The organism is Salmonella sp. 741265050_HSA, from assembly GCF_046569445.1.
In the GTDB taxonomy this organism is placed as follows: Bacteria; Pseudomonadota; Gammaproteobacteria; order Enterobacterales; family Enterobacteriaceae; genus Salmonella; species Salmonella enterica.
This window is the reverse complement of record NZ_JBKFSV010000003.1, coordinates 371,269-395,204: the sequence shown is the minus strand read 5'-3', so window position 1 is coordinate 395,204 and position 23,936 is coordinate 371,269. Positions and strand designations below refer to the sequence as shown.

23 protein-coding genes and 1 other RNA gene are annotated in these 23,936 nt (G+C 52.9%); 17 read left to right on the top strand and 7 right to left on the bottom strand.

Annotated elements, in window-relative coordinates:
* Positions 1-51 precede the first annotated feature (51 nt).
* The 3 genes from ACLD4F_RS10180 (at position 52) to ACLD4F_RS10170 (ending at position 2,588) form a co-directional block, all read left to right on the top strand.
* Positions 52-912 (top strand): small-conductance mechanosensitive channel MscS, encoded by an 861-nt coding sequence (locus tag ACLD4F_RS10180; RefSeq protein WP_000389833.1) that lies wholly within the window; start codon positions 52-54, stop codon positions 910-912.
* Positions 913-1,112: 200 nt separating this feature from the next.
* The gene (gene argO / locus ACLD4F_RS10175; protein ID WP_000626863.1) at positions 1,113-1,748 is read left to right on the top strand and encodes an arginine exporter ArgO; all 636 of its coding nucleotides are present in this window, start codon (positions 1,113-1,115) and stop codon (positions 1,746-1,748) included.
* A gap of 93 nt (positions 1,749-1,841) precedes the next feature.
* Complete coding sequence (locus ACLD4F_RS10170) at positions 1,842-2,588, top strand: oxidative stress defense protein (protein ID WP_000669854.1); 747 nt, start codon at positions 1,842-1,844, stop codon at positions 2,586-2,588.
* Between the two features lie 265 nt (positions 2,589-2,853).
* Here ACLD4F_RS10170 and argP read toward each other — a convergent pair whose 3' ends face one another.
* Positions 2,854-3,747, bottom strand: coding sequence for a DNA-binding transcriptional regulator ArgP (argP, locus tag ACLD4F_RS10165; protein WP_000828345.1), 894 nt, complete (start codon positions 3,745-3,747; stop codon positions 2,854-2,856).
* 153 nt (positions 3,748-3,900) lie between these two features.
* Between argP and rpiA the strand changes: the two genes are divergently transcribed.
* A complete protein-coding gene (gene rpiA, locus ACLD4F_RS10160; protein ID WP_000189741.1) occupies positions 3,901-4,560 on the top strand; it encodes a ribose-5-phosphate isomerase RpiA in 660 nt (219 codons plus the stop codon).
* 266 nt (positions 4,561-4,826) lie between these two features.
* The gene (gene serA / locus ACLD4F_RS10155) at positions 4,827-6,059 is read left to right on the top strand and encodes a phosphoglycerate dehydrogenase (RefSeq protein ID WP_001151627.1); all 1,233 of its coding nucleotides are present in this window, start codon (positions 4,827-4,829) and stop codon (positions 6,057-6,059) included.
* Between the two features lie 380 nt (positions 6,060-6,439).
* Here serA and ACLD4F_RS10150 read toward each other — a convergent pair whose 3' ends face one another.
* From ACLD4F_RS10150 to zapA, 3 genes are all read right to left on the bottom strand, one after another.
* Entirely contained in the window at positions 6,440-7,036 is a 597-nt protein-coding gene (locus tag ACLD4F_RS10150; RefSeq protein WP_058331715.1) for a 5-formyltetrahydrofolate cyclo-ligase, read from the bottom strand.
* Positions 7,037-7,056: 20 nt separating this feature from the next.
* A non-coding RNA gene (gene ssrS, locus ACLD4F_RS10145) (6S RNA) lies at positions 7,057-7,240 on the bottom strand.
* Between the two features lie 41 nt (positions 7,241-7,281).
* Positions 7,282-7,611 (bottom strand): cell division protein ZapA, encoded by a 330-nt coding sequence (zapA, locus tag ACLD4F_RS10140; protein ID WP_001276011.1) that lies wholly within the window; start codon positions 7,609-7,611, stop codon positions 7,282-7,284.
* Between the two features lie 166 nt (positions 7,612-7,777).
* Here zapA and ACLD4F_RS10135 point away from each other — a divergent pair, with 166 nt between their 5' ends.
* The 8 genes from ACLD4F_RS10135 to ACLD4F_RS10100 all read left to right on the top strand — a co-directional run bounded on the left by ACLD4F_RS10135 (position 7,778) and on the right by ACLD4F_RS10100 (position 18,564).
* A complete protein-coding gene (locus tag ACLD4F_RS10135; RefSeq protein ID WP_000027236.1) occupies positions 7,778-8,356 on the top strand; it encodes a YecA family protein in 579 nt (192 codons plus the stop codon).
* Between the two features lie 25 nt (positions 8,357-8,381).
* Entirely contained in the window at positions 8,382-9,698 is a 1,317-nt protein-coding gene (pepP, locus tag ACLD4F_RS10130) for a Xaa-Pro aminopeptidase (RefSeq protein WP_057515039.1), read from the top strand.
* A complete protein-coding gene (gene ubiH, locus ACLD4F_RS10125; protein WP_000111145.1) occupies positions 9,695-10,873 on the top strand; it encodes a 2-octaprenyl-6-methoxyphenyl hydroxylase in 1,179 nt (392 codons plus the stop codon). The genes pepP and ubiH overlap by 4 nt, the downstream gene beginning before the upstream one ends.
* 125 nt (positions 10,874-10,998) lie before the next feature.
* Positions 10,999-12,201, top strand: a complete 1,203-nt coding sequence (gene ubiI, locus ACLD4F_RS10120) for an FAD-dependent 2-octaprenylphenol hydroxylase (protein WP_001192144.1) — start codon at positions 10,999-11,001, stop codon at positions 12,199-12,201.
* Between the two features lie 454 nt (positions 12,202-12,655).
* Positions 12,656-13,750 (top strand): glycine cleavage system aminomethyltransferase GcvT, encoded by a 1,095-nt coding sequence (gene gcvT, locus ACLD4F_RS10115; RefSeq protein WP_000068738.1) that lies wholly within the window; start codon positions 12,656-12,658, stop codon positions 13,748-13,750.
* 25 nt (positions 13,751-13,775) lie between these two features.
* Complete coding sequence (gene gcvH, locus ACLD4F_RS10110) at positions 13,776-14,165, top strand: glycine cleavage system protein GcvH (protein WP_001295377.1); 390 nt, start codon at positions 13,776-13,778, stop codon at positions 14,163-14,165.
* Positions 14,166-14,327: 162 nt separating this feature from the next.
* Positions 14,328-17,201, top strand: coding sequence for an aminomethyl-transferring glycine dehydrogenase (gene gcvP / locus ACLD4F_RS10105; RefSeq protein WP_115178863.1), 2,874 nt, complete (start codon positions 14,328-14,330; stop codon positions 17,199-17,201).
* A 469-nt stretch (positions 17,202-17,670) separates the two neighbouring features.
* A complete protein-coding gene (locus ACLD4F_RS10100; protein WP_000819375.1) occupies positions 17,671-18,564 on the top strand; it encodes a transporter in 894 nt (297 codons plus the stop codon).
* Positions 18,565-18,611: 47 nt separating this feature from the next.
* On the opposite strand, the gene bglA is transcribed toward ACLD4F_RS10100, so the two are convergent.
* Positions 18,612-20,045: a 6-phospho-beta-glucosidase BglA gene (gene bglA, locus ACLD4F_RS10095; RefSeq protein ID WP_411010821.1), complete on the bottom strand. Its 1,434-nt coding sequence runs from the start codon at positions 20,043-20,045 to the stop codon at positions 18,612-18,614.
* A gap of 157 nt (positions 20,046-20,202) precedes the next feature.
* On the opposite strand from bglA, the gene yqfB reads away from it, so the two are divergent.
* Together yqfB and trhA are read left to right on the top strand one after the other, a co-directional pair.
* Entirely contained in the window at positions 20,203-20,514 is a 312-nt protein-coding gene (gene yqfB, locus ACLD4F_RS10090; RefSeq protein WP_001182976.1) for a N(4)-acetylcytidine aminohydrolase, read from the top strand.
* Positions 20,515-20,677: 163 nt separating this feature from the next.
* On the top strand, positions 20,678-21,337 hold the full coding sequence (gene trhA / locus ACLD4F_RS10085; protein ID WP_000250289.1) for a PAQR family membrane homeostasis protein TrhA: 660 nt from the start codon (positions 20,678-20,680) through the stop codon (positions 21,335-21,337).
* Between the two features lie 115 nt (positions 21,338-21,452).
* On the opposite strand, the gene ygfZ is transcribed toward trhA, so the two are convergent.
* Positions 21,453-22,433: a tRNA-modifying protein YgfZ gene (gene ygfZ, locus ACLD4F_RS10080; RefSeq protein WP_000874178.1), complete on the bottom strand. Its 981-nt coding sequence runs from the start codon at positions 22,431-22,433 to the stop codon at positions 21,453-21,455.
* Positions 22,434-22,682: 249 nt separating this feature from the next.
* Here ygfZ and sdhE point away from each other — a divergent pair, with 249 nt between their 5' ends.
* Together sdhE and ACLD4F_RS10070 are read left to right on the top strand one after the other, a co-directional pair.
* Positions 22,683-22,949 carry an FAD assembly factor SdhE gene (gene sdhE / locus ACLD4F_RS10075; protein WP_000351186.1) on the top strand — a complete coding sequence of 89 codons (267 nt, stop codon included), beginning with the start codon at positions 22,683-22,685 and terminating at the stop codon, positions 22,947-22,949.
* Entirely contained in the window at positions 22,930-23,343 is a 414-nt protein-coding gene (locus ACLD4F_RS10070; RefSeq protein WP_000244756.1) for a protein YgfX, read from the top strand. The genes sdhE and ACLD4F_RS10070 overlap by 20 nt, the downstream gene beginning before the upstream one ends.
* A 52-nt stretch (positions 23,344-23,395) precedes the next feature.
* Here the strand turns inward: ACLD4F_RS10070 and fldB are convergent, their stop codons facing one another.
* Complete coding sequence (fldB, locus tag ACLD4F_RS10065) at positions 23,396-23,917, bottom strand: flavodoxin FldB (protein ID WP_001055885.1); 522 nt, start codon at positions 23,915-23,917, stop codon at positions 23,396-23,398.
* Positions 23,918-23,936 lie beyond the last annotated feature (19 nt).

Below are 23,936 nucleotides of genomic sequence, written 5' to 3'. Positions count from 1 at the left end.
TTCGTGAGAATGATCTCATTTGCTTGTTTTGCTATGACCAAGGAATATTGAATGGAAGATTTGAATGTTGTCGACAGCATAAATGGTGCGGGCACCTGGCTGGTACGCAACCAGGCGTTATTGCTCAGCTATGCTGTGAATATTGTTGCGGCTATCGCTATTATCATCATCGGCTTGATTGTAGCGCGTGTGATTTCCAATACGGTAAATCGTCTGATGCGTGCGCGTCATATTGATGCGACAGTGGCCGACTTTCTTTCTGCGCTGGTGCGCTATGGGGTTATCGCTTTTACGCTGATTGCGGCTTTGGGTCGCGTGGGGGTTCAAACCGCCTCGGTTATTGCCGTACTGGGCGCCGCTGGTTTAGCCGTTGGCCTGGCATTACAGGGATCACTCTCTAACCTTGCGGCTGGGGTATTGCTGGTTATGTTCCGTCCGTTCCGCGCCGGTGAGTATGTCGATTTAGGCGGCGTTGCCGGTACGGTACTGAATGTGCAAATCTTTTCCACAACAATGCGCGCGGTAGACGGCAAAATTATTGTAATTCCGAATGGCAAAATTATCGCGGGAAATATCATCAACTATTCTCGTGAGCCGGTTCGCCGTAACGAATTCATTATTGGGGTGGCCTACGATTCGGATATCGATCAGGTGAAACAGCTGCTAACCACGATTATCGAGTCCGACGATCGTATTTTAAAAGATCGCGAAATGACGGTACGTTTGAATGAGCTGGGCGCCTCATCAATTAATTTTGTGGTGCGTGTCTGGAGTAAAAGCAGCGACCTGCAAAATGTCTACTGGGACGTGCTGGAACGTATTAAACGTGAATTCGACGCCGCTGGTATTAGCTTCCCGTACCCGCAGATGGACGTCAATTTTAAACGTGTGAAAGATAACGCCGCGGAGTAATTTTCCTCCCGTGCTGCCTGCCGGTGCTGCGCTTATCCGCCTCCAGTATTCTCTGGTTATTGAGCGGATAAGCGTAGCCGCCATCCGTTATTCAGTCTCTTCATTAGCTTTTCTTATTAGTGATTAAAATTATCAATTTCCGCTAATAATATTCCCGCGCTATAGTCTGCCTTTAAGAAAAACAGCTCAGGGTAGTTAACGTGATATCTTATTATTTTCAAGGGTTTGCCCTTGGCGCCGCCATGATCCTTCCGCTTGGCCCGCAAAATGCGTTTGTGATGAATCAGGGAATTCGTCGCCAGTACCACCTCATGATAGCGCTGCTTTGCGCGTTAAGTGATTTAGTCCTGATTAGCGCCGGTATTTTTGGCGGCAGCGCGTTGCTGATGCAGTCGCCGTGGCTGCTGGCGCTGGTCACATGGGGCGGGGTCGCGTTCTTGTTATGGTACGGTTTTGGCGCGCTGAAAACGGCAATGAGCAGTAATCTGGAGCTGGCCAGCGCCGAGGTTATGAAGCAGGGGCGCTGGAAAATTATTGCTACGATGCTGGCGGTAACGTGGCTGAATCCGCACGTTTATCTGGATACGTTTGTCGTGTTGGGCAGTCTCGGCGGACAACTGGCTATGGAACCAAAGCGCTGGTTCGCCCTCGGCACGATTAGCGCGTCGTTCTTATGGTTTTTTGGGTTAGCGCTACTGGCGGCCTGGCTTGCGCCTCGACTGCGTACGGCGAAAGCTCAACGCATTATCAACATTCTGGTTGGGGTGGTGATGTGGCTTATCGCCTTCCAACTGGCGCGGGAAGGCGTCGCGCATATGCACGCGCTTTTCAACTAAGCGTTGTCTGATGGACAACAGGCCGATATCCGCTAAGCTTGCCTGCATGCGCCCTGTATATCAGGGCAATGACTGCAATATGGAGGAGAGACTGTGAAGTTCAAAGTGATGGCCCTGGCGGCATTAGTGGGTTTAAGTGCAATGTCGGCGCAGGCAAGCGAATTGCCGGAAGGCCCGCACATCGTGACTTCCGGTACGGCAAGCGTCGATGCTGTGCCTGATATCGCCACCTTAGCGATTGAAGTGAACGTCGCGGCGAAGGATGCGGCGACGGCGAAGAAGCAGGCCGATGAGCGCGTGGCGCAATATCTTTCCTTCCTTGAGCAAAATCAGATTGCGAAAAAAGACATTAGCGCGGCGAATCTGCGCACGCAGCCGGATTATGATTACCAAAACGGTAAAAGCATTCTGAAAGGGTATCGTGCGGTGCGAACCGTTGAGGTGACGCTGCGTCAGTTAGATAAACTTAATTCTCTGCTGGACGGCGCGCTGAAGGCGGGTCTGAACGAGATTCGTTCGGTATCGCTGGGCGTGGCGCAACCGGACGCCTATAAAGACAAGGCCCGCAAAGCCGCCATTGATGACGCGATTCATCAGGCGCAAGCGCTGGCAGCCGGTTTTAACAGCAAATTGGGGCCGGTTTACAGCGTTCGTTACCATGTCTCTAATTATCAGCCGAGTCCGGTGGTGCGAATGATGAAAGCCGCAGATGCTGCGCCGGTATCCGCGCAGGAAACTTACGAGCAGCCGACCATTCAGTTCGACGATCAGGTCGATGTGGTATTCCAGCTTGAACCTGGAACAGGGCAGACGTCGACCACGGCCGCCAGCACGCAGTAATCTCGCCCGGCCTGGGCGCTTCCAGGCCGCGTTTTCTCCCGGTGTTCTCGTTTTTTGCTCCGTATTACGCAATGAAATGAAGATTTGCTAATACGGTGAGCGTTTTGAATCGCCTTGTCGCCAGCAAAAAATAGCCAATGGCGCGTCGTTTTTTGCCGCCTGAACGCAATGATTTTGTGATGAACTTCAAAGAAGTGACGAGGGAATAAGGGGTCATGCAGGCCGGATAAGACGTTCACGCCGCCATCCGGCATTCATAGAGAGGCTAATCCTGACGCAGCACCTTGTGCCCGTACTCCAGCAACGCGTCGGTCACTTTGCGCATCATCCGGCTTTCCGGGGCAAAGCGGTGCCAGTAAAGCATCCGGCGCTGTAGCAAACCAGGCGTTAAGTTGATCAACTCGCCGCTTTCCAGCTCTTTCTCAATCTGCAGGTGAGGGATCATGCAGCAGGTCGTGCCCTGACGCGCAAGTTGTACAAACGCTTCGGATGAATTAACGATATGGCACGGCACGCTGCCGGGCGGTAGATCGAAATTCTGTTGCAAAAAGGCCTGATGCATATCATCCAGATGGTCGAACGCGACGGCGGGCGCTTTCAGCAGCGACGACCGGGTAACGCCATTGGGGAAATAGCGCTCGGCAAACGGCTTTGACGCGACAAACAGATAGTCGAGTGCGCCCAGTTTGTCTACCAGGCAGCTGGGCAGCGCCTGATGCTGAATACTCACCGCGCCCACCACCTCGCCGCGCCGCAGACGTTCTTGCGTGCGCGTTTCATCTTCCACCTGTAAATTGAGACGGATAGGGGAGTCCGCCAGCACCGGCGCCAGCGCCGGAAGCAGCCAGGTCGCCAGACTATCGGCGTTAACCGCCAGCGACAGCAGCAGCGGTGTAGAGCCGGTTTGTTCATCGCCCAGCCACTCTTCTTCCAGCAGTTCAACCTGACGCAGCAGAGCCAGTAATTTTTGCCCTTGCTCCGTGGGGCGAGGAGGAACGGTACGCACCAACAACGGTTGTCCGAACATATTCTCAAGCTGTTTTATGCGCTGTGAGACGGCGGATTGTGTGATGCACAGCTTCTGGGCGGCGCGCTCGAATCCTCGTTCACGTATAACGGCATCCAGCGCCTGTAGTGTTCTGTAGTCCGGACGTTTCATTGTTGTGTCATGCTCCTGTTATTTTTTTCCGCACTATGACATAAATTTGCCGTCGGTACAGATGAAATCCGTAGCCTGTGTACGGACACGGAGATTTTTCCCGACAATGTTCTATAATGCGGCTGTATTTTCACACCACAGGCGAAACGATCTATGACGCAGGATGAACTGAAAAAAGCGGTAGGATGGGCGGCACTTCAGTATGTACAGCCCGGCACCATTGTGGGCGTTGGTACAGGCTCAACGGCCGCACACTTTATTGATGCGCTGGGCACAATGAAAGGCCAGATTGAAGGCGCGGTCTCCAGCTCGGACGCCTCGACTGAAAAACTCAAAGGCCTCGGTATTCATGTGTTTGATCTCAACGAAGTGGATAGCCTGGGTATCTATGTCGATGGCGCGGACGAAATCAACGGTCATATGCAGATGATCAAAGGCGGCGGCGCGGCATTAACCCGTGAGAAAATTATTGCTTCCGTAGCGGAGAAATTTATCTGTATTGCGGATGCCTCTAAACAGGTGGATATTCTTGGCAAATTCCCGTTGCCGGTCGAAGTGATTCCGATGGCGCGCAGCGCGGTCGCTCGTCAACTGGTGAAGCTGGGCGGGCGTCCGGAGTACCGTCAGAACGTGGTCACGGATAACGGCAACGTGATTCTGGATGTTTATGGGATGGAAATCCTTGATCCCATCGCGCTGGAAAACGCCATTAACGCGATTCCAGGCGTCGTGACCGTAGGGTTGTTCGCCAACCGTGGCGCCGATGTCGCACTGATCGGCACGCCGGACGGGGTGAAAACCATCGTAAAATGATCCCGCCAGGCGCATTTCCTGCCGCGTAAAAAATTCGGTCAGGGCAAATTTGGTGACATGTATCACGTTTAATCGTTTGCCCTGCCGATCCCTCCAAAGAAAAAGTTATTCCCGGTATTTTCATCTGCTATTTCCCGCTGTATGCGATTCCTTCACGACGCTGGCGCAAACGTTCATATTGCCGTGATAATTTTTTTTGATATGTTGAAGGACGGATGCAAATCCGCACACAACATCAGATGGCAAAAAAAGACAGGATCGGGGAAATGGCAAAGGTATCGCTGGAGAAAGATAAAATTAAATTTCTGCTGGTTGAAGGGGTGCATCAAAAGGCGCTGGAAAGCCTTCGTGCGGCAGGTTACACCAACATTGAATATCACAAGGGCGCGCTGGACGCTGAACAGTTGAAAGCGTCCATCCGCGATGCCCACTTCATCGGTCTGCGATCCCGTACTCATCTGACAGAAGAAGTGATTAACGCCGCAGAGAAGCTGGTGGCGATTGGCTGTTTTTGCATCGGCACCAACCAGGTGGATTTAAATGCGGCGGCAAAACGCGGTATTCCGGTCTTTAACGCGCCATTCTCGAATACCCGTTCTGTGGCGGAGCTGGTGATTGGCGAGCTATTGCTGCTGCTGCGCGGCGTGCCGGAAGCGAACGCCAAAGCGCACCGCGGCGTATGGAATAAACTAGCGGCGGGATCGTTCGAAGCGCGCGGTAAAAAGCTTGGCATTATCGGTTACGGCCATATCGGAACGCAGTTGGGCATTCTGGCGGAATCGCTGGGGATGCATGTCTATTTCTATGATATTGAAAATAAACTGCCGCTCGGTAACGCAACTCAGGTGCAGCACCTGTCTGAATTGCTGAATATGAGCGATGTGGTCAGTCTGCACGTACCTGAAAACGCCTCCACCAAAAACATGATGGGCGCAAAAGAGATTGCCCTGATGAAGCCGGGTTCGCTGCTGATTAACGCCGCGCGCGGTACGGTAGTGGATATCCCGGCTTTGTGCGACGCGCTGGCGACGAAACATCTGGCGGGGGCGGCTATCGACGTCTTCCCGACGGAACCGGCCACTAATAGCGATCCGTTTACCTCTCCGCTGTGCGAATTCGATAACGTGATCCTGACGCCGCATATCGGCGGCTCGACGCAGGAGGCGCAAGAAAACATCGGTCTGGAAGTCGCAGGAAAACTGATTAAGTACTCGGATAACGGCTCGACACTGTCCGCCGTGAACTTCCCGGAAGTGTCGCTGCCGCTGCACGGCGGTCGTCGCCTGATGCACATCCACGAAAACCGCCCGGGCGTATTGACCGCGCTTAACCAGATCTTTGCCGAGCAGGGCGTTAACATTGCCGCGCAGTATCTGCAAACCTCCGCCCGAATGGGGTATGTGGTAATTGATATAGAAGCCGATGGCGATGTGGCGGAGAAAGCGCTGCTGGCGATGAAGGCGATTCCGGGCACCATTCGCGCCCGTCTGCTGTACTAATTTCCTCTAAATGGGCAGGAGATGACCTGCCCATCCTTTCTCTGGTTTCCCTGCCTCAACATCTCTTCGTGTAACGCATACATTCTGTTTTCGAGCCTTGCCGCAATTGGTAATTAAAGGCAGCGTTGCGTGTTGTACAGCAATCAAAGGAATTTACGATAAGGGCTCAGCATAGCGCTGAAACGGGAAAGCCCCTACCGAGGCAGGGGCTCTAAAAAGGAAAGGGACGATGATGAGATACGTCATCATGCTGCTGATCCTGTTAATCATCGCTACGCCAGCATATTAACAGAGAGTACGCAGGAGGGAGGTTCGCCTCCCTCACCCTTCACCGAGAAATTTAGGTCAAAAAAGCGACGCTGTCAATCGACAAAACACGGCTACCACTCCCAAATTTTGGACGGCGTCACCACCGCAGGCAGCGGGATATCCCACTCTTCAACCGGCAGCTTTTCTACTAACTGGCAATCATGTGCGTAGCCCACGGGCTGGATCTTATGCTGCTGCCAGTTTTGCAACGTACGGTCATAAAATCCGCCGCCCATCCCCAGGCGCTGCCCGTCTTCGTCAAACGCCACTAACGGCGTTACCAGCACATCCAGCTTTGCCAGCGGTAATACGTCGCGGACATCAAGCCGTGGCTCCTGGATCTTTAAGCGGTTGGTCACCAGCGCACTCTGCGGATGATAGTGCAGGAACAGGAGGTTGCCAGGGCTGAAGGGATGAAGAACCGGAAGGTAGACGCGCTTGCCCGCTTGCCATAGCTGTTCAATCAGCGGCTGGGTGTCGAGTTCGCCATCAAAGGAGAGAAACACGGCGACAGTGTGCGCCATCACGACGGGAGGAAAGCTGAGCATTCGGGCGGCGGCCTGTTGACCAAAACGGCGTTGCTGCTCTGGCGTTAGCACACGGCGACGTTGCCGAATCATTCGGCGGATTTCTTGTCGTGATAAAGAGAGTTCGGGAAGTTGCGTCATGGCTGTCGCCAGTCAGAAGGGGAATCTCCGAGATGCCGCCGCAGGCTGTAACCCTTGAACCCTTGGTTCAAGGTGAATGTGTCGTCACAGTTTTAAGGCTTCTCGGACGAACCGAGCATGCTCACCAACCGCGGAGCGCCACATTCTTGTGGTATGAAATATCGGCTCAGGGGACTGGCCCGCTTGCAAACATCTCAGAGAAATTCTGTTTTCACAATCACTTTACCATAGTAAAGCGAAAAGTGTTATTCAAAGTTTTGGCCCGTTTTTTCGGTTATGCGACCTTGATCAAGCAACGCCTGTTCGATGGTCTGTTGTAGCATCCGAATACGTTGTTCCATGCTCGCCGCGTAATCGCGGGTCTTCGCTTTTTCCTGAGTTAACTCATAGCTGATATTCAATGCGGCAATGAAAACCAACTGCTCAGTATTTGTGACTCTAGTGCGAACTTTCAGATCTTGCAACCGCTGATTCAGATCGTCCGCAGCCTGATTCAACGCATCCCTTTGGTCAGGCGGGCAATTCACTCGCAGTGAACGGCCAAATATTTGGATATCGACGGGTTGTGCAGACATGCCACCTTCCTGCTGATTGACTGCGCTGCCTTCGTCTCCAGACCCAGGGTCCGCGACGGGGCGACACTATAGCTACCCTGGTGTGAAGATACAAGCCCTTTTCTGGTTCACCAGGGTCCAAAGTGGTAGCATATCATGAATATCCTCCCTTTGATGACGAATGCTTATGTCTATACAGAACGAAATGCCTGGTTACAACGAAATGAACCGGTTTTTGAATCAACAAGGGGCCGGTCTGACCCCGGCTGAAATGCATGGTTTAATCAGCGGGATGATTTGCGGCGGCAACAACGACAGCTCATGGCAGCCGCTGTTGCACGACCTGACGAACGAAGGTCTGGCCTTCGGGCATGAGCTTGCTCAGGCGCTGCGCAAAATGCACGCGGCGACCAGCGACGCGCTGGAAGACGACGGCTTTCTTTTTCAGCTTTATCTGCCTGAAGGCGACGATGTCAGCGTATTCGATCGCGCTGATGCATTAGCCGGGTGGGTTAACCACTTTTTGCTTGGCCTCGGCGTAACGCAGCCTAAACTTGATAAAGTCACCGGCGAAACGGGTGAAGCGATTGACGACCTGCGTAATATTGCGCAGCTTGGTTATGATGAGAGCGAAGATCAGGAAGAGCTGGAGATGTCGCTCGAAGAGATCATCGAATATGTCCGTGTTGCGGCGCTGTTATGTCATGACACTTTCACGCGCCAACAGCCTACCGCGCCGGAAGTGCGTAAACCGACGCTACACTAAGAAAAAACGAAATGGAGGCCATGTCATGACTCAGCAGGAATACCAACGCCGTCGCCAGGCATTACTGGCGCAAATGCAGCCCGGCAGCGCCGCGCTGATCTTTGCCGCGCCGGAGGCGACGCGCAGCGCAGACAGTGAATATCCGTATCGCCAGAGTAGCGACTTCTGGTATTTCACCGGTTTTAACGAACCGGAAGCCGTGCTGGTACTGATTAAGAGTGATGACACCCACAACCACAGCGTTTTGTTCAACCGCGTTCGCGACCTGACGGCGGAAATCTGGTTTGGTCGCCGTTTAGGACAGGATGCCGCGCCGGAAAAACTGGGTGTTGACCGGGCGCTGGCGTTTAGCGAAATCAACCAGCAACTCTTTCAGTTGCTTAATGGTCTGGATGTGGTGTACCACGCGCAGGGCGAATATGCGTATGCCGACGAGATTGTTCTGGCTGCGCTGGAGAAGCTGCGTAAAGGCTCCCGCCAGAATCTGACCGCGCCGGCCACCATGACTGACTGGCGACCGATCGTCCATGAGATGCGCCTGTTCAAATCGCCGGAAGAGATTGCTGTCCTGCGCCGTGCCGGGGAAATTAGCGCGCTGGCGCATATCCGCGCGATGGAAAAATGCCGTCCGGGGATGTTTGAGTATCAGCTGGAGGGGGAAATTCACCACGAATTTAATCGCCACGGCGCGCGCTATCCCTCCTATAACACCATTGTCGGCAGCGGCGAAAATGGCTGTATCCTGCATTACACTGAAAACGAAAGTGAAATGCGCGACGGTGATTTAGTGCTTATCGACGCGGGCTGTGAATATAAAGGTTACGCGGGCGACATCACGCGTACTTTCCCGGTGAACGGGAAATTTACGCCAGCTCAGCGTGAAATTTATGACATCGTTCTGGAATCGCTGGAGACCAGCCTGCGACTGTTCCGTCCTGGTACCTCTATTCAGGAGGTGACCGGCGAAGTCGTGCGCATCATGATAACCGGGCTGGTGAAGCTGGGGATTTTGCAAGGAGAGGTTGATCAACTGATTGCCGAAAATGCGCATCGTCCTTTCTTTATGCATGGCTTGAGCCACTGGCTGGGGCTGGATGTTCATGATGTCGGGGTTTATGGGCCGGATCGCTCCCGCATCCTGGAGCCGGGCATGGTGCTGACCGTAGAGCCAGGCCTCTATATTGCGCCGGATGCCGACGTGCCGGAAGCGTATCGCGGCATTGGCGTTCGAATTGAAGATGACATTGTCATTACCGAAACCGGTAATGACAACCTGACCGCTGGCGTTGTGAAGAAGGCGGATGACATTGAGGCATTAATGGCGGCGGCGCGGCAGCAATGAGCGTCATTATCGTTGGCGGCGGCATGGCAGGCGCAACGCTGGCGCTGGCCATCTCTCAGTTCAGTCATGGGACGTTGCCGGTACACCTGATTGAAGCGAAAGCGCCTGAAGCCGACGGTCATCCCGGCTTTGACGCCAGAGCGATTGCGCTGGCGGCGGGCACTTGCCAGCAACTGGCGCGAATTGGCGTCTGGCAGGCGATTTCCGATTGCGCAACGGCAATCAACACCGTACACGTCAGCGATCGCGGTCATGCCGGATTTGTGACTCTCGACGCGCAGGATTACAGCCTGGCAGCGTTGGGTCACGTTGCGGAGCTGCATGATATCGGGCTGCGTCTGTTTGCGCTCTTGCGTAAAGCGCCAGGCGTTACGCTGCACTGCCCGGAGCGCGTAGCCAGCGTGTCGCGTACCCAACAGCAAGTTAACGTCACTCTGGAAAACGGCAATGTGATAGCTGGCAGCGTGCTGGTGGCGGCTAACGGTACCCACTCCGCGCTCGCGTCAGCCTGCGGCGTTGACTGGCGTCAGGAGCCTTACGAACAGTTAGCGGTGATAGCGAATGTCGCGACCGCTATCCCGCATCAGGGACGCGCCTTTGAACGTTTTACCCCCAATGGCCCGCTGGCGATGTTGCCGATGTCGCATGGCCGATGTTCGCTGGTTTGGTGTCACCCGCTCGACCAGCGCGATGAGGTGCTGAGCTGGTCCGACGCGCAGTTCTGTCATGCATTGCAGGCCGCGTTCGGCTGGCGGCTGGGGCGAATTACTCAGGCCGGTAAGCGCAGCGTGTATCCGCTTGCCCTGACTACGGCGGCGAAAGTGTTTACTCACCGGACTGTCGTGGTCGGCAATGCGGCGCAGACGTTGCATCCTATCGCCGGACAAGGGTTTAATCTCGGTCTGCGCGATGTCATGAGCCTGGCGGAAACGCTGGTCGCGGCACAGGACGCGGGCGAGGATATTGGCGCCTGGCACGTATTATCGCGCTATCAGCAGCGTCGTCAGGTTGATCGGGATACGACGATTGGCGTAACGAACGGTCTGGTCCATGTGTTTGCAAATCGTTGGGCGCCGCTGGTTATTGGGCGCAATATCGGTTTAATGGCGATGGAGTTATTACCGCCTGCGCGCGATGCGCTGGCACAGCGGACCTTAGGTTGGGTTGCGCGTTAAGCAGATCTGTAGGCCGGATAAGGCATTTACGCCGCCATCCGGCATCGTGTTCGTAAAAATGCCGGATGGCAGCTTCGCCTTATCCGGCCTACGGTTTTGATTGTTCCGGTTTCCAGGAGTAAATAGTGCAAAGTGTTGATGTAGCAATAGTTGGCGGAGGCATGGTGGGACTGGCTGTCGCCTGCGGCTTGCAGGGGAGCGGTTTGCGCGTTGCGGTGCTGGATCACGTTGTTCCCCAGCCGTTGGCGAACGATGCCCCGCCTCAGCTTCGGGTGTCGGCGATTAATGCCGCCAGCGAAAAACTGCTTACCCGTCTTGGCGTATGGTCAAACATTGTGGCGCGACGGGCAAGTTGCTACCACGGTATGGAAGTCTGGGATAAAGACAGCTTTGGCCGTATTACGTTTGATGACGCAAGCATGGGATATAGCCATCTGGGGCATATTGTTGAAAACAGCGTCATTCACTATGCACTGTGGCAAAAAGCGCAGCAAGCGGCGGATATCACCTTAATGGCGCCAGCGGAGTTACAGCAGGTCGCCTGGGGAGAGAACGACGCCTTCCTGACTTTAAAAGATGGCGCGATGTTAACCGCGCGTCTGGTGATTGCCGCGGATGGCGCCAACTCCTGGCTGCGTAACAAAGCGGATATTCCCTTAACTTTCTGGGACTACCGTCACCATGCGCTGGTAGCGACTATCCGCACCGAAGAGCCGCACGGCGCGGTTGCTCGCCAGGTGTTTCATGGTGAAGGTATTCTGGCGTTTTTGCCGTTAAGCGATCCGCATCTGTGTTCCATTGTCTGGTCGCTTTCTCCGCAGGATGCGGAGCGTATGCAACAGAGCGGCGACGAGGCGTTTAACCAGGCGTTGACTATCGCCTTCGATAATCGGCTGGGCTTATGCCGCCTGGAAAGCGAACGGCAGGTTTTTCCGCTGACGGGCCGCTATGCTCGCCAGTTTGCCGCGCATCGTCTGGCGTTAGTCGGCGATGCCGCGCACACCATCCATCCGCTGGCAGGGCAAGGCGTCAACCTCGGCTTTATGGACGCGGCCGAACTGGTGGACGATCTGCGCCGGCTTCAGCGCCAGGGCAAAGACATTGGCCAACATCTTTATCTCCGTCGTTATGAGCGTAGCCGTAAACATAGCGCGGCGATGATGCTTGCCGGGATGCAAGGTTTTCGTGACCTGTTTGCCGGCGAAAACCCGGCAAAAAAATTGCTGCGCGACATCGGGCTGAAACTGGCGGATACGCTCCCCGGCGTCAAACCTCAACTGCTTCGCCAGGCAATGGGGCTAAACGACCTTCCGCAATGGCTTCGTTAAGCGTCTGACTGCACGCCAGCAAGAGTTTGAAACCCGTCACACTTTGCTTTCCCGGCTATCGCGCCGGGGGGCTTTCCTCGTTTGAAATAATCTAATTTCACCGCCTATTTCGCATTATATTTTCTAATGTTATTATTTTTAGCGAACGCGATTTTCGACATTTTTTCCGCATTTAATATTAATTTATGTTGTGATAAATCGTATCAGCTTCCTTTTTATGACGGTTATTTAGCGTAATAGTGGTTTTTTGTGCTGATGGGATTTTAGCGCTTTTTAGTCATAAGCTAATGTGATGGTAAATTCAGCCTTATGGTTTAGCGCCTGGTTCGGTGGTAAGTTCAGGAGCAAGAGAACGTTTGCGTCGGCGCAGGAAAAAGAGCGTCGATGCCAGGTTTCGTGGCGAAGATTTCCCATGAAAATGGTTGTTAGCCCCCGCTAATTCAACGAGGAAAAGATGGCCCAACAGACGCCTTTGTACGAACAACACACGCTATGCGGCGCCCGCATGGTCGATTTTCATGGCTGGATGATGCCCCTGCATTACGGCTCTCAGCTTGATGAACACCACGCTGTGCGCACCGATGCCGGGATGTTTGATGTATCGCATATGACCATTGTCGATCTTCATGGCAGCCGTACACGAGAGTTTCTACGTTATCTGCTGGCAAACGACGTCGCGAAGCTAACGAAGACGGGTAAAGCCCTCTACTCCGGTATGCTTAACGCATCGGGCGGCGTGATTGATGACCTTATCGTCTACTACTTCACTGAAGATTTCTTCCGTCTCGTTGTTAACTCCGCCACCCGCGAAAAAGACCTCTCCTGGATTACCCAACACGCTGAACCTTATGCCATCGACATCACCGTTCGTGACGACCTGTCGCTGATTGCGGTACAGGGGCCGAATGCGCAGGAAAAAGCGGCGACTCTGTTTACTGACCAACAGCGCCATGCAGTAGAAGGTATGAAGCCGTTCTTCGGCGTTCAGGCGGGTGATTTGTTTATCGCCACCACCGGTTATACCGGCGAAGCGGGCTATGAAATCGCCATGCCGAATGAAAAAGCGGCGGATTTCTGGCGTGCGCTGGTGGAGGCGGGCGTGAAGCCGTGCGGTCTTGGCGCGCGCGACACGCTGCGTCTGGAAGCAGGCATGAACCTGTACGGTCAGGAGATGGATGAAGGTATCTCTCCGCTGGCGGCTAATATGGGATGGACTATCGCCTGGGAACCTGCTGACCGCGACTTTATTGGCCGTGAGGCGCTGGAGATGCAGCGTGAAAAAGGCCATGAGCAGCTTGTCGGTCTGGTGATGACCGAGAAGGGCGTATTGCGTAATGAATTGCCGGTGCGTTTTACCGATGCGCAGGGCAATCAGCAAGAAGGCATTATCACCAGCGGGACGTTTTCCCCAACGTTGGGCTACAGCATTGCGCTGGCGCGCGTTCCGGCGGGCATCGGCGAGACGGCGATTGTACAAATTCGTAACCGTGAAATGCCGGTAAAAGTGACTAAACCTGTTTTTGTGCGTAACGGCAAAGCCGTCGCGTGATTCATCCTTTTTTGGAGATTAATTGATGAGCAACGTACCCGCAGAACTGAAATACAGCAAAGAACACGAATGGCTGCGTAAAGAAGCGGATGGCACTTACACCGTTGGCATTACTGAACACGCTCAGGAGCTGTTGGGCGATATGGTTTTTGTTGATCTGCCGGAAGTCGGCGCGACCGTAAGCGCGGGCGACGACTGCGCCGTGGCGGAGTCCGTAAAAGCGGCGTCCGACATTTATGCGCCGGTAAGCGGCGAGATCGTGGCGGTAAACGATGCGCTGAGCGACTCCCCGGAGCTGGTGAACAGCGAACCGTATGCCGGTGGCTGGATCTTTAAAATCAAAGCCAGCGATGAAAGCGAACTTGAATCGCTGCTGGATGCCACCGCGTACGAGGCATTGTTAGAAGACGAATAATGTTGTGCCGGATGGCGCTAATGCTTATCCGGCCTACTCACTGCAACGCGAATTATTTTGCGTATTCGTTTTCGCACGCGTAGGCCCGGTAAGCGTCAGCGCCACCGGGCAATTGAGTTAGAGACAATCACGATTCACTGCACGTTTCAGGAACCATCGCCCATGACACAGACGTTAAGCCAGCTTGAAAACCGCGGCGCTTTCATTGAACGCCACATCGGACCGGACGCCGCGCAGCAGCAAGAGATGCTGAATGTGGTTGGCGCCGAGTCGTTAAACGCGCTGACAGGTCAGATTGTGCCGAAAGACATTCAGCTCGCGACTCCGCCGCAGATTGGCGAGGCGGCAACCGAATATGCCGCACTGGCGGAATTAAAAGCCATCGCCGGGCGTAACAAGCGCTTCACGTCGTACATTGGCATGGGCTACACCGCCGTGCAGCTACCGCCGGTTATCCTGCGCAACATGCTGGAAAATCCAGGCTGGTATACCGCCTACACCCCTTATCAGCCGGAAGTCTCTCAGGGGCGTCTGGAAGCGCTGCTCAACTTCCAACAGGTGACGCTGGACCTGACGGGGCTGGACATGGCTTCCGCCTCGCTGCTGGATGAAGCGACCGCCGCCGCTGAAGCGATGGCGATGGCAAAGCGCGTCAGCAAATTGAAAAATGCCAACCGGTTCTTTGTCGCCTCTGATGTCCATCCGCAAACTCTGGACGTCGTGCGTACTCGCGCCGAAACCTTTGGTTTTGACGTCATTGTGGATGACGCGGCGAAAGCATTGGATCACCAGGATGTGTTTGGCGTGCTGTTACAACAGGTAGGCACCACGGGCGAAATTCACGACTACAGCGCACTGATTACTGAGCTGAAATCCCGTAAAGTTGTGGTCAGCGTCGCCGCCGATTTTATGGCGCTGGTGCTGCTGACGGCTCCGGGCAAACAGGGCGCGGACATTGTTTTCGGCTCTGCGCAACGCTTCGGCGTACCGATGGGGTACGGTGGCCCGCACGCGGCGTTCTTTGCCGCCAAAGACGAATTTAAACGCTCCATGCCAGGCCGTATTATCGGCGTCTCAAAAGATGCGGCGGGCAATACCGCACTGCGCATGGCGATGCAGACTCGCGAGCAGCATATCCGTCGTGAGAAAGCGAACTCCAACATTTGTACCTCGCAGGTACTGCTGGCTAACATCGCCAGTCTGTATGCCGTTTATCATGGTCCGGTTGGTCTGAAGCGCATTGCGAATCGTATCCACCGCCTGACCGATATTCTGGCGGCAGGTCTGCAACAGAAAGGCTTAAAGCTGCGTCATGCGCACTACTTCGACACCCTGTGTGTGGAAGTGGCTGATAAAGCTGCGGTACTGGCGCGTGCGGAAGCGGCAGAGATCAATCTGCGCAGCGATATTCATAACGCGGTTGGTATTACGCTCGATGAAACCACCACCCGTGAGAATGTGGCGCAGTTGTTCAATGTTTTGCTGGGCGGCAGCCACGGTCTGAACATTGAAACACTGGATAAAGACGTGGCGCTTGATAGCCGTTCCATTCAGCAAAGTATGCTGCGTGACGATGCGATTCTGACGCATCCGGTATTTAACCGTTACCACAGCGAAACCGAGATGATGCGCTATATGCACTCGCTGGAGCGTAAAGATCTGGCGCTGAACCAGGCGATGATCCCGCTGGGTTCCTGCACCATGAAGCTGAACGCCGCCGCCGAGATGATTCCTATCACCTGGCCGGAATTCGCTGAACTGCACCCGTTCTGCCCGCCGGAACAGGCCGAAGGATATCATCAGATGATTAGCCAGCTTTCTGACTGGCTGGTGAAACTCACCGGGTACGACGCCGTCTGTATGCAGCCGAACTCCGGCGCACAGGGGGAATACGCGGGGCTGCTGGCGATTCGTCACTATCACGAAAGCCGCAACGAAGGGCATCGCGATATCTGCCTGATTCCGGCCTCTGCTCACGGCACTAACCCTGCTTCTGCACATATGGCAGGAATGCAGGTGGTGGTTGTGGCGTGTGATAAGAACGGCAACATCGACCTGGACGATCTGCGGGCCAAAGCAGAACAACATGCTGCGAACCTCTCTTGCATCATGGTGACCTATCCGTCCACCCACGGCGTCTATGAAGAAACGATCCGTGAAGTGTGTGAAGTTGTGCACCAGTTCGGCGGTCAGGTTTACCTTGACGGCGCGAACATGAACGCTCAGGTCGGCATTACCTCACCGGGCTTTATTGGCGCGGACGTTTCGCATCTTAACCTGCATAAAACTTTCTGCATTCCGCACGGCGGCGGTGGCCCAGGCATGGGACCGATCGGCGTGAAAGCGCATCTGGCACCGTTCGTACCGGGTCATAGCGTGGTGCAAATCGAAGGCATGTTAACCCGTCAGGGCGCGGTTTCTGCGGCGCCGTTCGGTAGTGCCTCTATCCTGCCAATCAGCTGGATGTACATCCGCATGATGGGTGCAGAAGGCCTGAAGCAGGCAAGCCAGGTCGCGATTCTTAACGCTAACTACATTGCCAGCCGTCTGAAAGACGCGTACCCGGTACTGTATACTGGTCGAGATGGCCGAGTGGCGCACGAATGTATTCTTGATATTCGCCCATTGAAAGAAGAAACCGGCATCAGCGAGCTGGATATTGCCAAACGTCTGATCGACTACGGTTTCCATGCGCCAACCATGTCGTTCCCGGTGGCGGGCACGCTGATGGTAGAGCCGACGGAATCTGAAGGTAAGGCCGAGCTGGATCGCTTTATCGATGCGATGCTGGCTATCCGCGCAGAGATTGACCAGGTGAAAGCCGGTGTCTGGCCGCTGGAAGATAACCCGCTGGTGAACGCGCCGCACATTCAGAGCGAACTGGTCGCCGAGTGGGCGCATCCGTACAGCCGTGAAGTTGCCGTATTCCCGGCAGGCGTGGCAGACAAATACTGGCCGACGGTGAAACGTCTGGATGATGTTTATGGCGACCGTAACCTGTTCTGCTCCTGCGTACCGATTAGCGACTACCAGTAATTTACTGATTCGACTGTTTTCTAAAGGCGCTTCGGCGCCTTTTCAGCTTGTTAATAAAGTGCGCTTTGTTGATGTCGGATGCAGTGTGAGTGACTTATTCAGGCTACAAAGTGTTACTAATTCAATATATTACAGTAAATCGTTGGCTCCTGTCAGGCAACCTGGCGTTTGTATCAGTGTATTAGCCAGAATTAAATTACCGCTTTTTTAGAGCCTAATGATTCATTGTGCATCATTTTTACCTTGCTGTTATTTAATCAAAACAACACAGTATATTTACATGTGGTTACAAATAGTTTCTCTCCGGAATCGTTATTTACCTCTCAATATAGTTACAAAAATTTCCGTATATTAAATTCATCAAGTTATTAATTTAAATTATAAATTATAAATTATAAATTAAAAATAAACATAAATAACGTAAATATTTATTAACTTAGCGCTTTGTTTTTTATACCTGGAGGGAATAATGAAACGATTTATATTTCTGCCATTAATGACATATTTTCTATTAATGAATGCAATGGCAGCTAACGGAGAAAATAATCCCAGTAATCTATTAGGTGCACCAGTTAATACCGCTATTTCTGGTGGTTCAGTATTGCCGGAAGGAAAGTTATTAACCGCCGTGAATAGCTCATTTCGCGATAAAGATCATCAAATCGAGGGGCACGGAAGTCCGGATGTTTACTCCCAGATATGGTTATTGAAGATTCGTTACGGTTTGACCGACAGACTGGAATTATCAACTGTGGGTTCCTATATCAATAACAAACGAGACAATCTGTCTCCTGAGCACATAGAGGGAATGGGCGACCAATCGGTGGGGGTCAATTATGCTTTAATGAGCCAGCGAAGAGGTGATCCGTTTTGGGTTACGGTAGGTGGGGCAGTATTACTACCCACCGGGCAAGATGGAGATAATCATTTGCCTGGGAATAGCGCCTGGGGAGGAAGAGTAACACTCACTTTAACAAAATTATTTACTCCTAACATTAAAGGGGATATGGGTTTTGTATATCAGGGACCATTTGAGCGCGGTAACCAGGACGTGAAACGAGGTAACGAATTCCAGTGGAATACCCAGGTGCGGTATATGTTTAGCGATTTACCGCTGGATCTTGGTCTGGAAAGTGCCTACAGCAATAATGCCTCTGGAACGAAAAAACTGTCTAATGGCAGCGTAATTAATAACCATTCTGGAACTACCGAATGGGTTGTTGGTCCGTCATTTAATATTGCCGTCGATTCACTGAAATTATGGTTTGGTGCCGGAGCCTTCTTCCCGGTAATGCAGGAAGCGAAGTCGCCAACCAAAATGGAAGATGTACGCTGGGAATTTAAAATAGGTAAGACCTGGTAAGACTCGTTCAAAGTGTTACCCGCCGACTGGCGGGTAACGTGCAGGAGTTAAAGCTTCTCGCCGTTGCTGGCAATCACCTCTTTGTACCAGTTGAAGCTCTTCTTACGCGAACGCGACATATCGCCCGTACCGTCATCGTGCTTGTTCACGTAGATGAAGCCGTAGCGCTTGCTGTACTGACCGGTGGTGAACGACACGCAGTCGATGCAGCCCCACGGCGTGTAGCCCATCAGGTCGACACCATCGTAAGTGACCGCTTTTTTCATCTCTTCAATATGGGCGCGCAGGTAGTCAATGCGATAGTCGTCGTTGATGCTGCCATCTTCTTCTACTTTGTCGTAAGCACCAAAACCGTTTTCGACAATAAATAGCGGCTTTTGATAGCGTTCGTACAGTTCACACAATGAATAACGCAGGCCCACCGGGTCAATCTGCCAGCCCCAGTCAGATGCTTTAACATAGGGGTTCGGTTCGCTGCCTTCAAAACCGGAAATCGCATCGCCGCTACCGCCTTCGGCTTTGACCGCGTTGGTCATGTAATAACTGAAACCAAGATAATCGCAGGTGCCTTCGCGCAGCACTTCAAGATCGCCATCTTCTATTTTGATGTTAAATCCGCGGCGCTCCCACTCGTTCAACACATAGGACGGGTAATAGCCGCGCAGCTGTACATCGGTAAAGACGTAGCGTTCACGCATCGATTCCTGAGCAAACATCACATCTTCTGGTTTACAGGAGAAAGGATACAGCGCGACCATCGCCAGCATACAGCCCACTTTCATCTGTGGATTAATACGACGTGCCGCTTTTACCGCCAGCGCGCTGGCGACAAACTGATGATGTAAGACCTGATACATGGTTTCTTCTGGATTCTCATGCTCGGTATACACCACGCCGGAACAGCAGTAGCCAAACAGCGGCGCGCGCCAGTTTCGCTGGTTGTTAATTTCGTTGAAGGTCATCCAGTATTTGACCTTATGCTTGTAGCGTTCAAACACGACTTCAGCAAAACGGACAAAGAAATCAACGACTTTACGATTGGTCCAGCCGCCGTAGTGCTGGACCAGATGTAACGGCATTTCAAAGTGGGAAAGGGTGATGACCGGTTCGATGTTGTATTTGAGCAATTCATCAAACATGTCGTCGTAGAATTTCAGACCGGCCTCGTTTGGCTGGGATTCGTCGCCATTCGGGAAGATACGCGTCCAGGCAATAGAGGTACGGAAGCATTTGAACCCCATTTCGGCGAAAAGACGGATGTCTTCTTTGTAATGTCCGTAAAAATCCACCGCCTCGTGGTTCGGATAGTATTTGCCAGCAACGACATTCTGGGTAATTTCGCGTGGCACGCCGTGTGCGCCGCCGGTTAGCACGTCGCAGATGCTGGGGCCTTTACCGCCTTTATTCCAGCCGCCTTCAACCTGGTGTGCAGCAACCGCGCCGCCCCATAAAAAATCTTTTGGCAAGGTGAGTTTTCTCATTGTTGCATAATCTCAATTTATTTAGTCTGTTATCATTCATTCTGCACCAAATGACATGTAAAGCGTACGCAAAATTCCAGGGGGCTCGCGTGTCGGGGCAGGAACACATTCAGATCGTAACATCCACTTCAAGGGGCCATATTCAGGGGATAACCACATGCAGCCAAACGACATTACTTTCTTTCAACGTTTCCAGAATGACATTCTGGCAGGGCGTAAAACCATCACTATTCGTGATGCCTCCGAGTCCCACTTTAAAGCAGGCGATGTGCTACGCGTGGGACGGTTCGAAGATGATGGCTATTTTTGCACAATCGAAGTGACAGGAACGTCAACTGTGACGCTGGATACGCTGAACGAAAAACATGCGCAACAGGAAAATATGTCGCTTGATGAGCTGAAACGGGTCATTGCTGAAATCTATCCCAACCAGACGCAATTTTATGTGATTGATTTTAAATGTCTTTGATAAATATGAACGCGTGTTAGTTGAGTTTTTGTAATTAACTTATTGAATAATAAACAAAATTTAATTTTGCGAATTTATTTTAGCTAACATGTGTTCACTGGAACCATTCTCAGTTACGCTAGAGGCGCAGTTCATCGTTATGAACGTTTCTCCGGAGTAAGTTATGGTGCAAAAACCATTAATGACGCAGGGATATTCGCTGGCTGAGGAAATCGCCAACAGTATTAGCCACGGCATTGGATTGGTATTTGGTATTGTCGGCCTGGTGCTGTTGTTGGTTCAGGCGGTAGAGGCGAATGCGGGTATGACGGCTATCGCCAGCTACAGTTTATATGGCGGGAGCATGATCCTGCTTTTTCTTGCCTCAACGCTTTATCATGCCATTCCTCATCAGCGGGCAAAAATCTGGTTAAAGAAATTTGATCACTGCGCTATCTATCTGCTCATTGCCGGAACCTATACGCCATTTCTGCTGGTAGGTCTGGATTCGCCGCTGGCGCGCGGACTAATGATTGTGATCTGGAGCCTGGCGCTATTCGGTATCCTCTTCAAGTTGACGATTGCGCACCGATTTAAAGTGCTTTCACTGGTTACGTATCTGGCAATGGGCTGGCTGTCGCTGATAGTGGTTTATCAGTTGGCGATTAAGCTGGCGATAGGCGGCGTGACGCTGCTGGCGGTAGGTGGCGTCGTTTACTCGCTGGGCGTAATTTTCTATGTTTGCAAACGCATACCTTATAACCACGCCATCTGGCATGGCTTTGTGCTGGGCGGCAGCGTGTGCCACTTCCTGGCCATCTATTTGTATGTGGGACAGGCGTAATTCCCGGATGCCCGTGCCGGATGGCGGCGCTGTCGTACCTTATCCGGCCTACGAGAGCAGCACGTGCGAGCCTGATGGCGTTGCGCTATCAGGCTATCCGACTTTTAACGTGATATCACTCTTCCAACGAGTAAGGCAGCGGGACGATATGCAGGGTGTTGGCATCGTCGCGAACACGGAAGACGCTTTCGGCTTCTAAATCGTTATTCATGACGGCCTGAACCAGTAACTGACCATCGTCCAACTGTGTCGCCGCCAGAATAGCGCCGGTACGACGCCAGTTCTCGCCCATCTGTAGCTCCAGATCTTCTCCTGCTTCCGGTACCCGGCTGGCTTTGCCCGCCAGCAACCAAAGCGCGCGTTTATTGGCGCCGCGGAATTTTGCCCGTGCGACCATCTCCTGTCCGGTGTAGCAGCCTTTCTTGAAGCTGATGCCGCCCAGCGCCTGTAGGTTAGTCGCCTGGGGGATAAACTGACCGCTGTTCGCCGCGTCAATCACCGGAATGCCTGCTTCAATATCCAATGCCAGCCACTGTTGACTGTTATTCAGTTCGGCTTCGCCATGCAACTTCTCCGTTAACATGTTGGCCGTCGCGACATCGGTGACAAGCAGGAATCGTTCCGCAGGATGTTCAAACCATAGCAGCGTAGAGGCGCCGTCTCTGACCACCTGATTTTCGCTATTGGGCAGTACGCTAAAGACATTAGCCAGCGCCGCGCGGGCCTGAAAACCTGCCACGCCAAGCAATACGCGTTCGTCATCCGGCGCGATGACCACTTTGGAAAATACGGCGTACTTTTTCAGCTCCGTTAATTGCGCTTCACGCACGCTACGGCGTTCAATCCAGGCGAAACCGTCGCGCTCACGGAACAGGCGCAGAGTGCTCCACATCTTACCTTTAGCATCGCAGTGGGCGGCGAGAAGGTGTTGCTGTTCAGTCATCTGGCTTACGTCAGCGGTGACCTGGCCCTGAATATACTTTTCACTGTCTACGCCGGTAATGGTCGACAGCGCCCAGTCGTCAAGCGCGATCAGCGTCAGCGGCAGGCGGGCTGACGATGAAGGATGACGTGGTGGAAAGGAGATAAAAGCCATAAATAATGTCCTGGTTAGCTGCAACAATAATGGTTAATGGTAAAAGAGCCATCGGTCATTGCAAGTGCTTTAAATAGCCCATTGAGAGCGGATTGATCGTTTTGCGAGGCGGTATCCAAAATGGATGAACATATTGATTCCCAGCCTTTTATTTCGCGATCGCGTTCCAGATTACTGAGATTCCCGTAAAACAACGCCAAAAACACGTTACAATAGCCCGGTACTTCATTTTCGCGAGGCAGGAAGAACATGGATATTCACAATAAAGCACGTATTCACTGGGCATGTCGTCGCGGTATGCGCGAACTTGATATTTCCATCATGCCGTTTTTTGAACATGAGTACGATAGTTTAAGTGATGAAGAAAAGCGTATTTTTGTCCGTTTGTTGCAGAGTGATGACCCGGATTTATTTAACTGGTTAATGAATCACGGTAAACCGGCTGACGCTGAACTGGAACAGATGGTCCGACTCATTCAGACACGGAATCGGGAACGTGGTCCTGTGGCAATCTGATTTACGCGTCTCATGGCGCGCTCAGTGGATCTCATTGCTCATTCATGGGCTGGTTGCCGCGGTGATTTTATTGATGCCCTGGCCGCTGAGTTATACCCCGTTATGGATGATACTACTGTCACTGGTCGTGTTTGACTGTGTACGTAGCCAGCGCAGGATTAATACCTGTCAGGGAGAGATCAAGCTACTCATGGACGGGCGCTTACGCTGGCAGGGGCAGGACTGGACGCTCTTGCGTCCGCCCTGGTTACTGAAGAGCGGGATGGTGTTGCGTTTACGCGCAGAGTCTGGACGTCATCAGCATTTATGGCTGGCGGCGGATAGCATGGAAGAAGCGGAATGGCGTGAGTTGCGTCGGATACTGTTACAGCAGCCGATATCAGGCCAACACTGACGGAACGGCGTAAACGCGGTTCCGTCGAGAGGGAAATACAGCGAGTAAGGCTTCAGGCGTAGTGTTCGGCCATTTCGCCGAGAATTTGTTCACACCAGGTCTGTATACGCTCATCGCTGAGATCGTACTGGTTCGTTTCATCCAGCGCCAGGCCGACAAACAGTTGCCCATCCGCAATGACCGGTTTATTGCTGGTAAATTCGTAGCCTTCTGTGGGCCAGTAGCCGACAAATTTAACGCCTTTGAGGGCAAGTTTGTCATGCAACATACCCAGCGCATCCAGGAACCACTCACCGTAGCCGAGTTGGTCGCCCATACCGTAAAGCGCAACGATTTTGCCTTCCAGATTGAGATCGTCCAGTTGCTCCCAGACGGCTTCCCAGTCCTCCTGAATTTCGCCAAAATCCCAGGTGGGGATGCCTAAAATGAGCACGTCGTACTGCTCCATTAAGGCGGGGGCGTCATCCTTGAGGTTATGTAATGTCACCAGCTCCGGGCCGAGGATATCGCGAATTTTCTCTGCGGCCATCTCGGTGTAGCACGTGCTGGAACCGTAAAAAAGACCCATGTTCATTACGTTACATCTCGATTCT

Excerpts from the sequence above, each read along its gene's own strand:
- ACLD4F_RS10180 (WP_000389833.1), top strand. The coding sequence starts at position 52 with ATGGAAGATTTGAATGTTGTCGACAGCATAAATGGTGCGGGCACCTGG.
- argP (WP_000828345.1), bottom strand. The coding sequence starts at position 3,747 with ATGAAACGTCCGGACTACAGAACACTACAGGCGCTGGATGCCGTTATA.
- rpiA (WP_000189741.1), top strand. The coding sequence starts at position 3,901 with ATGACGCAGGATGAACTGAAAAAAGCGGTAGGATGGGCGGCACTTCAG.
- serA (WP_001151627.1), top strand. The coding sequence starts at position 4,827 with ATGGCAAAGGTATCGCTGGAGAAAGATAAAATTAAATTTCTGCTGGTT.
- ACLD4F_RS10150 (WP_058331715.1), bottom strand. The coding sequence starts at position 7,036 with ATGACGCAACTTCCCGAACTCTCTTTATCACGACAAGAAATCCGCCGA.
- zapA (WP_001276011.1), bottom strand. The coding sequence starts at position 7,611 with ATGTCTGCACAACCCGTCGATATCCAAATATTTGGCCGTTCACTGCGA.
- ACLD4F_RS10135 (WP_000027236.1), top strand. The coding sequence starts at position 7,778 with ATGTCTATACAGAACGAAATGCCTGGTTACAACGAAATGAACCGGTTT.
- pepP (WP_057515039.1), top strand. The coding sequence starts at position 8,382 with ATGACTCAGCAGGAATACCAACGCCGTCGCCAGGCATTACTGGCGCAA.
- ubiH (WP_000111145.1), top strand. The coding sequence starts at position 9,695 with ATGAGCGTCATTATCGTTGGCGGCGGCATGGCAGGCGCAACGCTGGCG.
- gcvT (WP_000068738.1), top strand. The coding sequence starts at position 12,656 with ATGGCCCAACAGACGCCTTTGTACGAACAACACACGCTATGCGGCGCC.
- gcvH (WP_001295377.1), top strand. The coding sequence starts at position 13,776 with ATGAGCAACGTACCCGCAGAACTGAAATACAGCAAAGAACACGAATGG.
- gcvP (WP_115178863.1), top strand. The coding sequence starts at position 14,328 with ATGACACAGACGTTAAGCCAGCTTGAAAACCGCGGCGCTTTCATTGAA.
- ACLD4F_RS10100 (WP_000819375.1), top strand. The coding sequence starts at position 17,671 with ATGAAACGATTTATATTTCTGCCATTAATGACATATTTTCTATTAATG.
- bglA (WP_411010821.1), bottom strand. The coding sequence starts at position 20,045 with ATGAGAAAACTCACCTTGCCAAAAGATTTTTTATGGGGCGGCGCGGTT.
- yqfB (WP_001182976.1), top strand. The coding sequence starts at position 20,203 with ATGCAGCCAAACGACATTACTTTCTTTCAACGTTTCCAGAATGACATT.
- trhA (WP_000250289.1), top strand. The coding sequence starts at position 20,678 with ATGGTGCAAAAACCATTAATGACGCAGGGATATTCGCTGGCTGAGGAA.
- ygfZ (WP_000874178.1), bottom strand. The coding sequence starts at position 22,433 with ATGGCTTTTATCTCCTTTCCACCACGTCATCCTTCATCGTCAGCCCGC.
- sdhE (WP_000351186.1), top strand. The coding sequence starts at position 22,683 with ATGGATATTCACAATAAAGCACGTATTCACTGGGCATGTCGTCGCGGT.
- fldB (WP_001055885.1), bottom strand. The coding sequence starts at position 23,917 with ATGAACATGGGTCTTTTTTACGGTTCCAGCACGTGCTACACCGAGATG.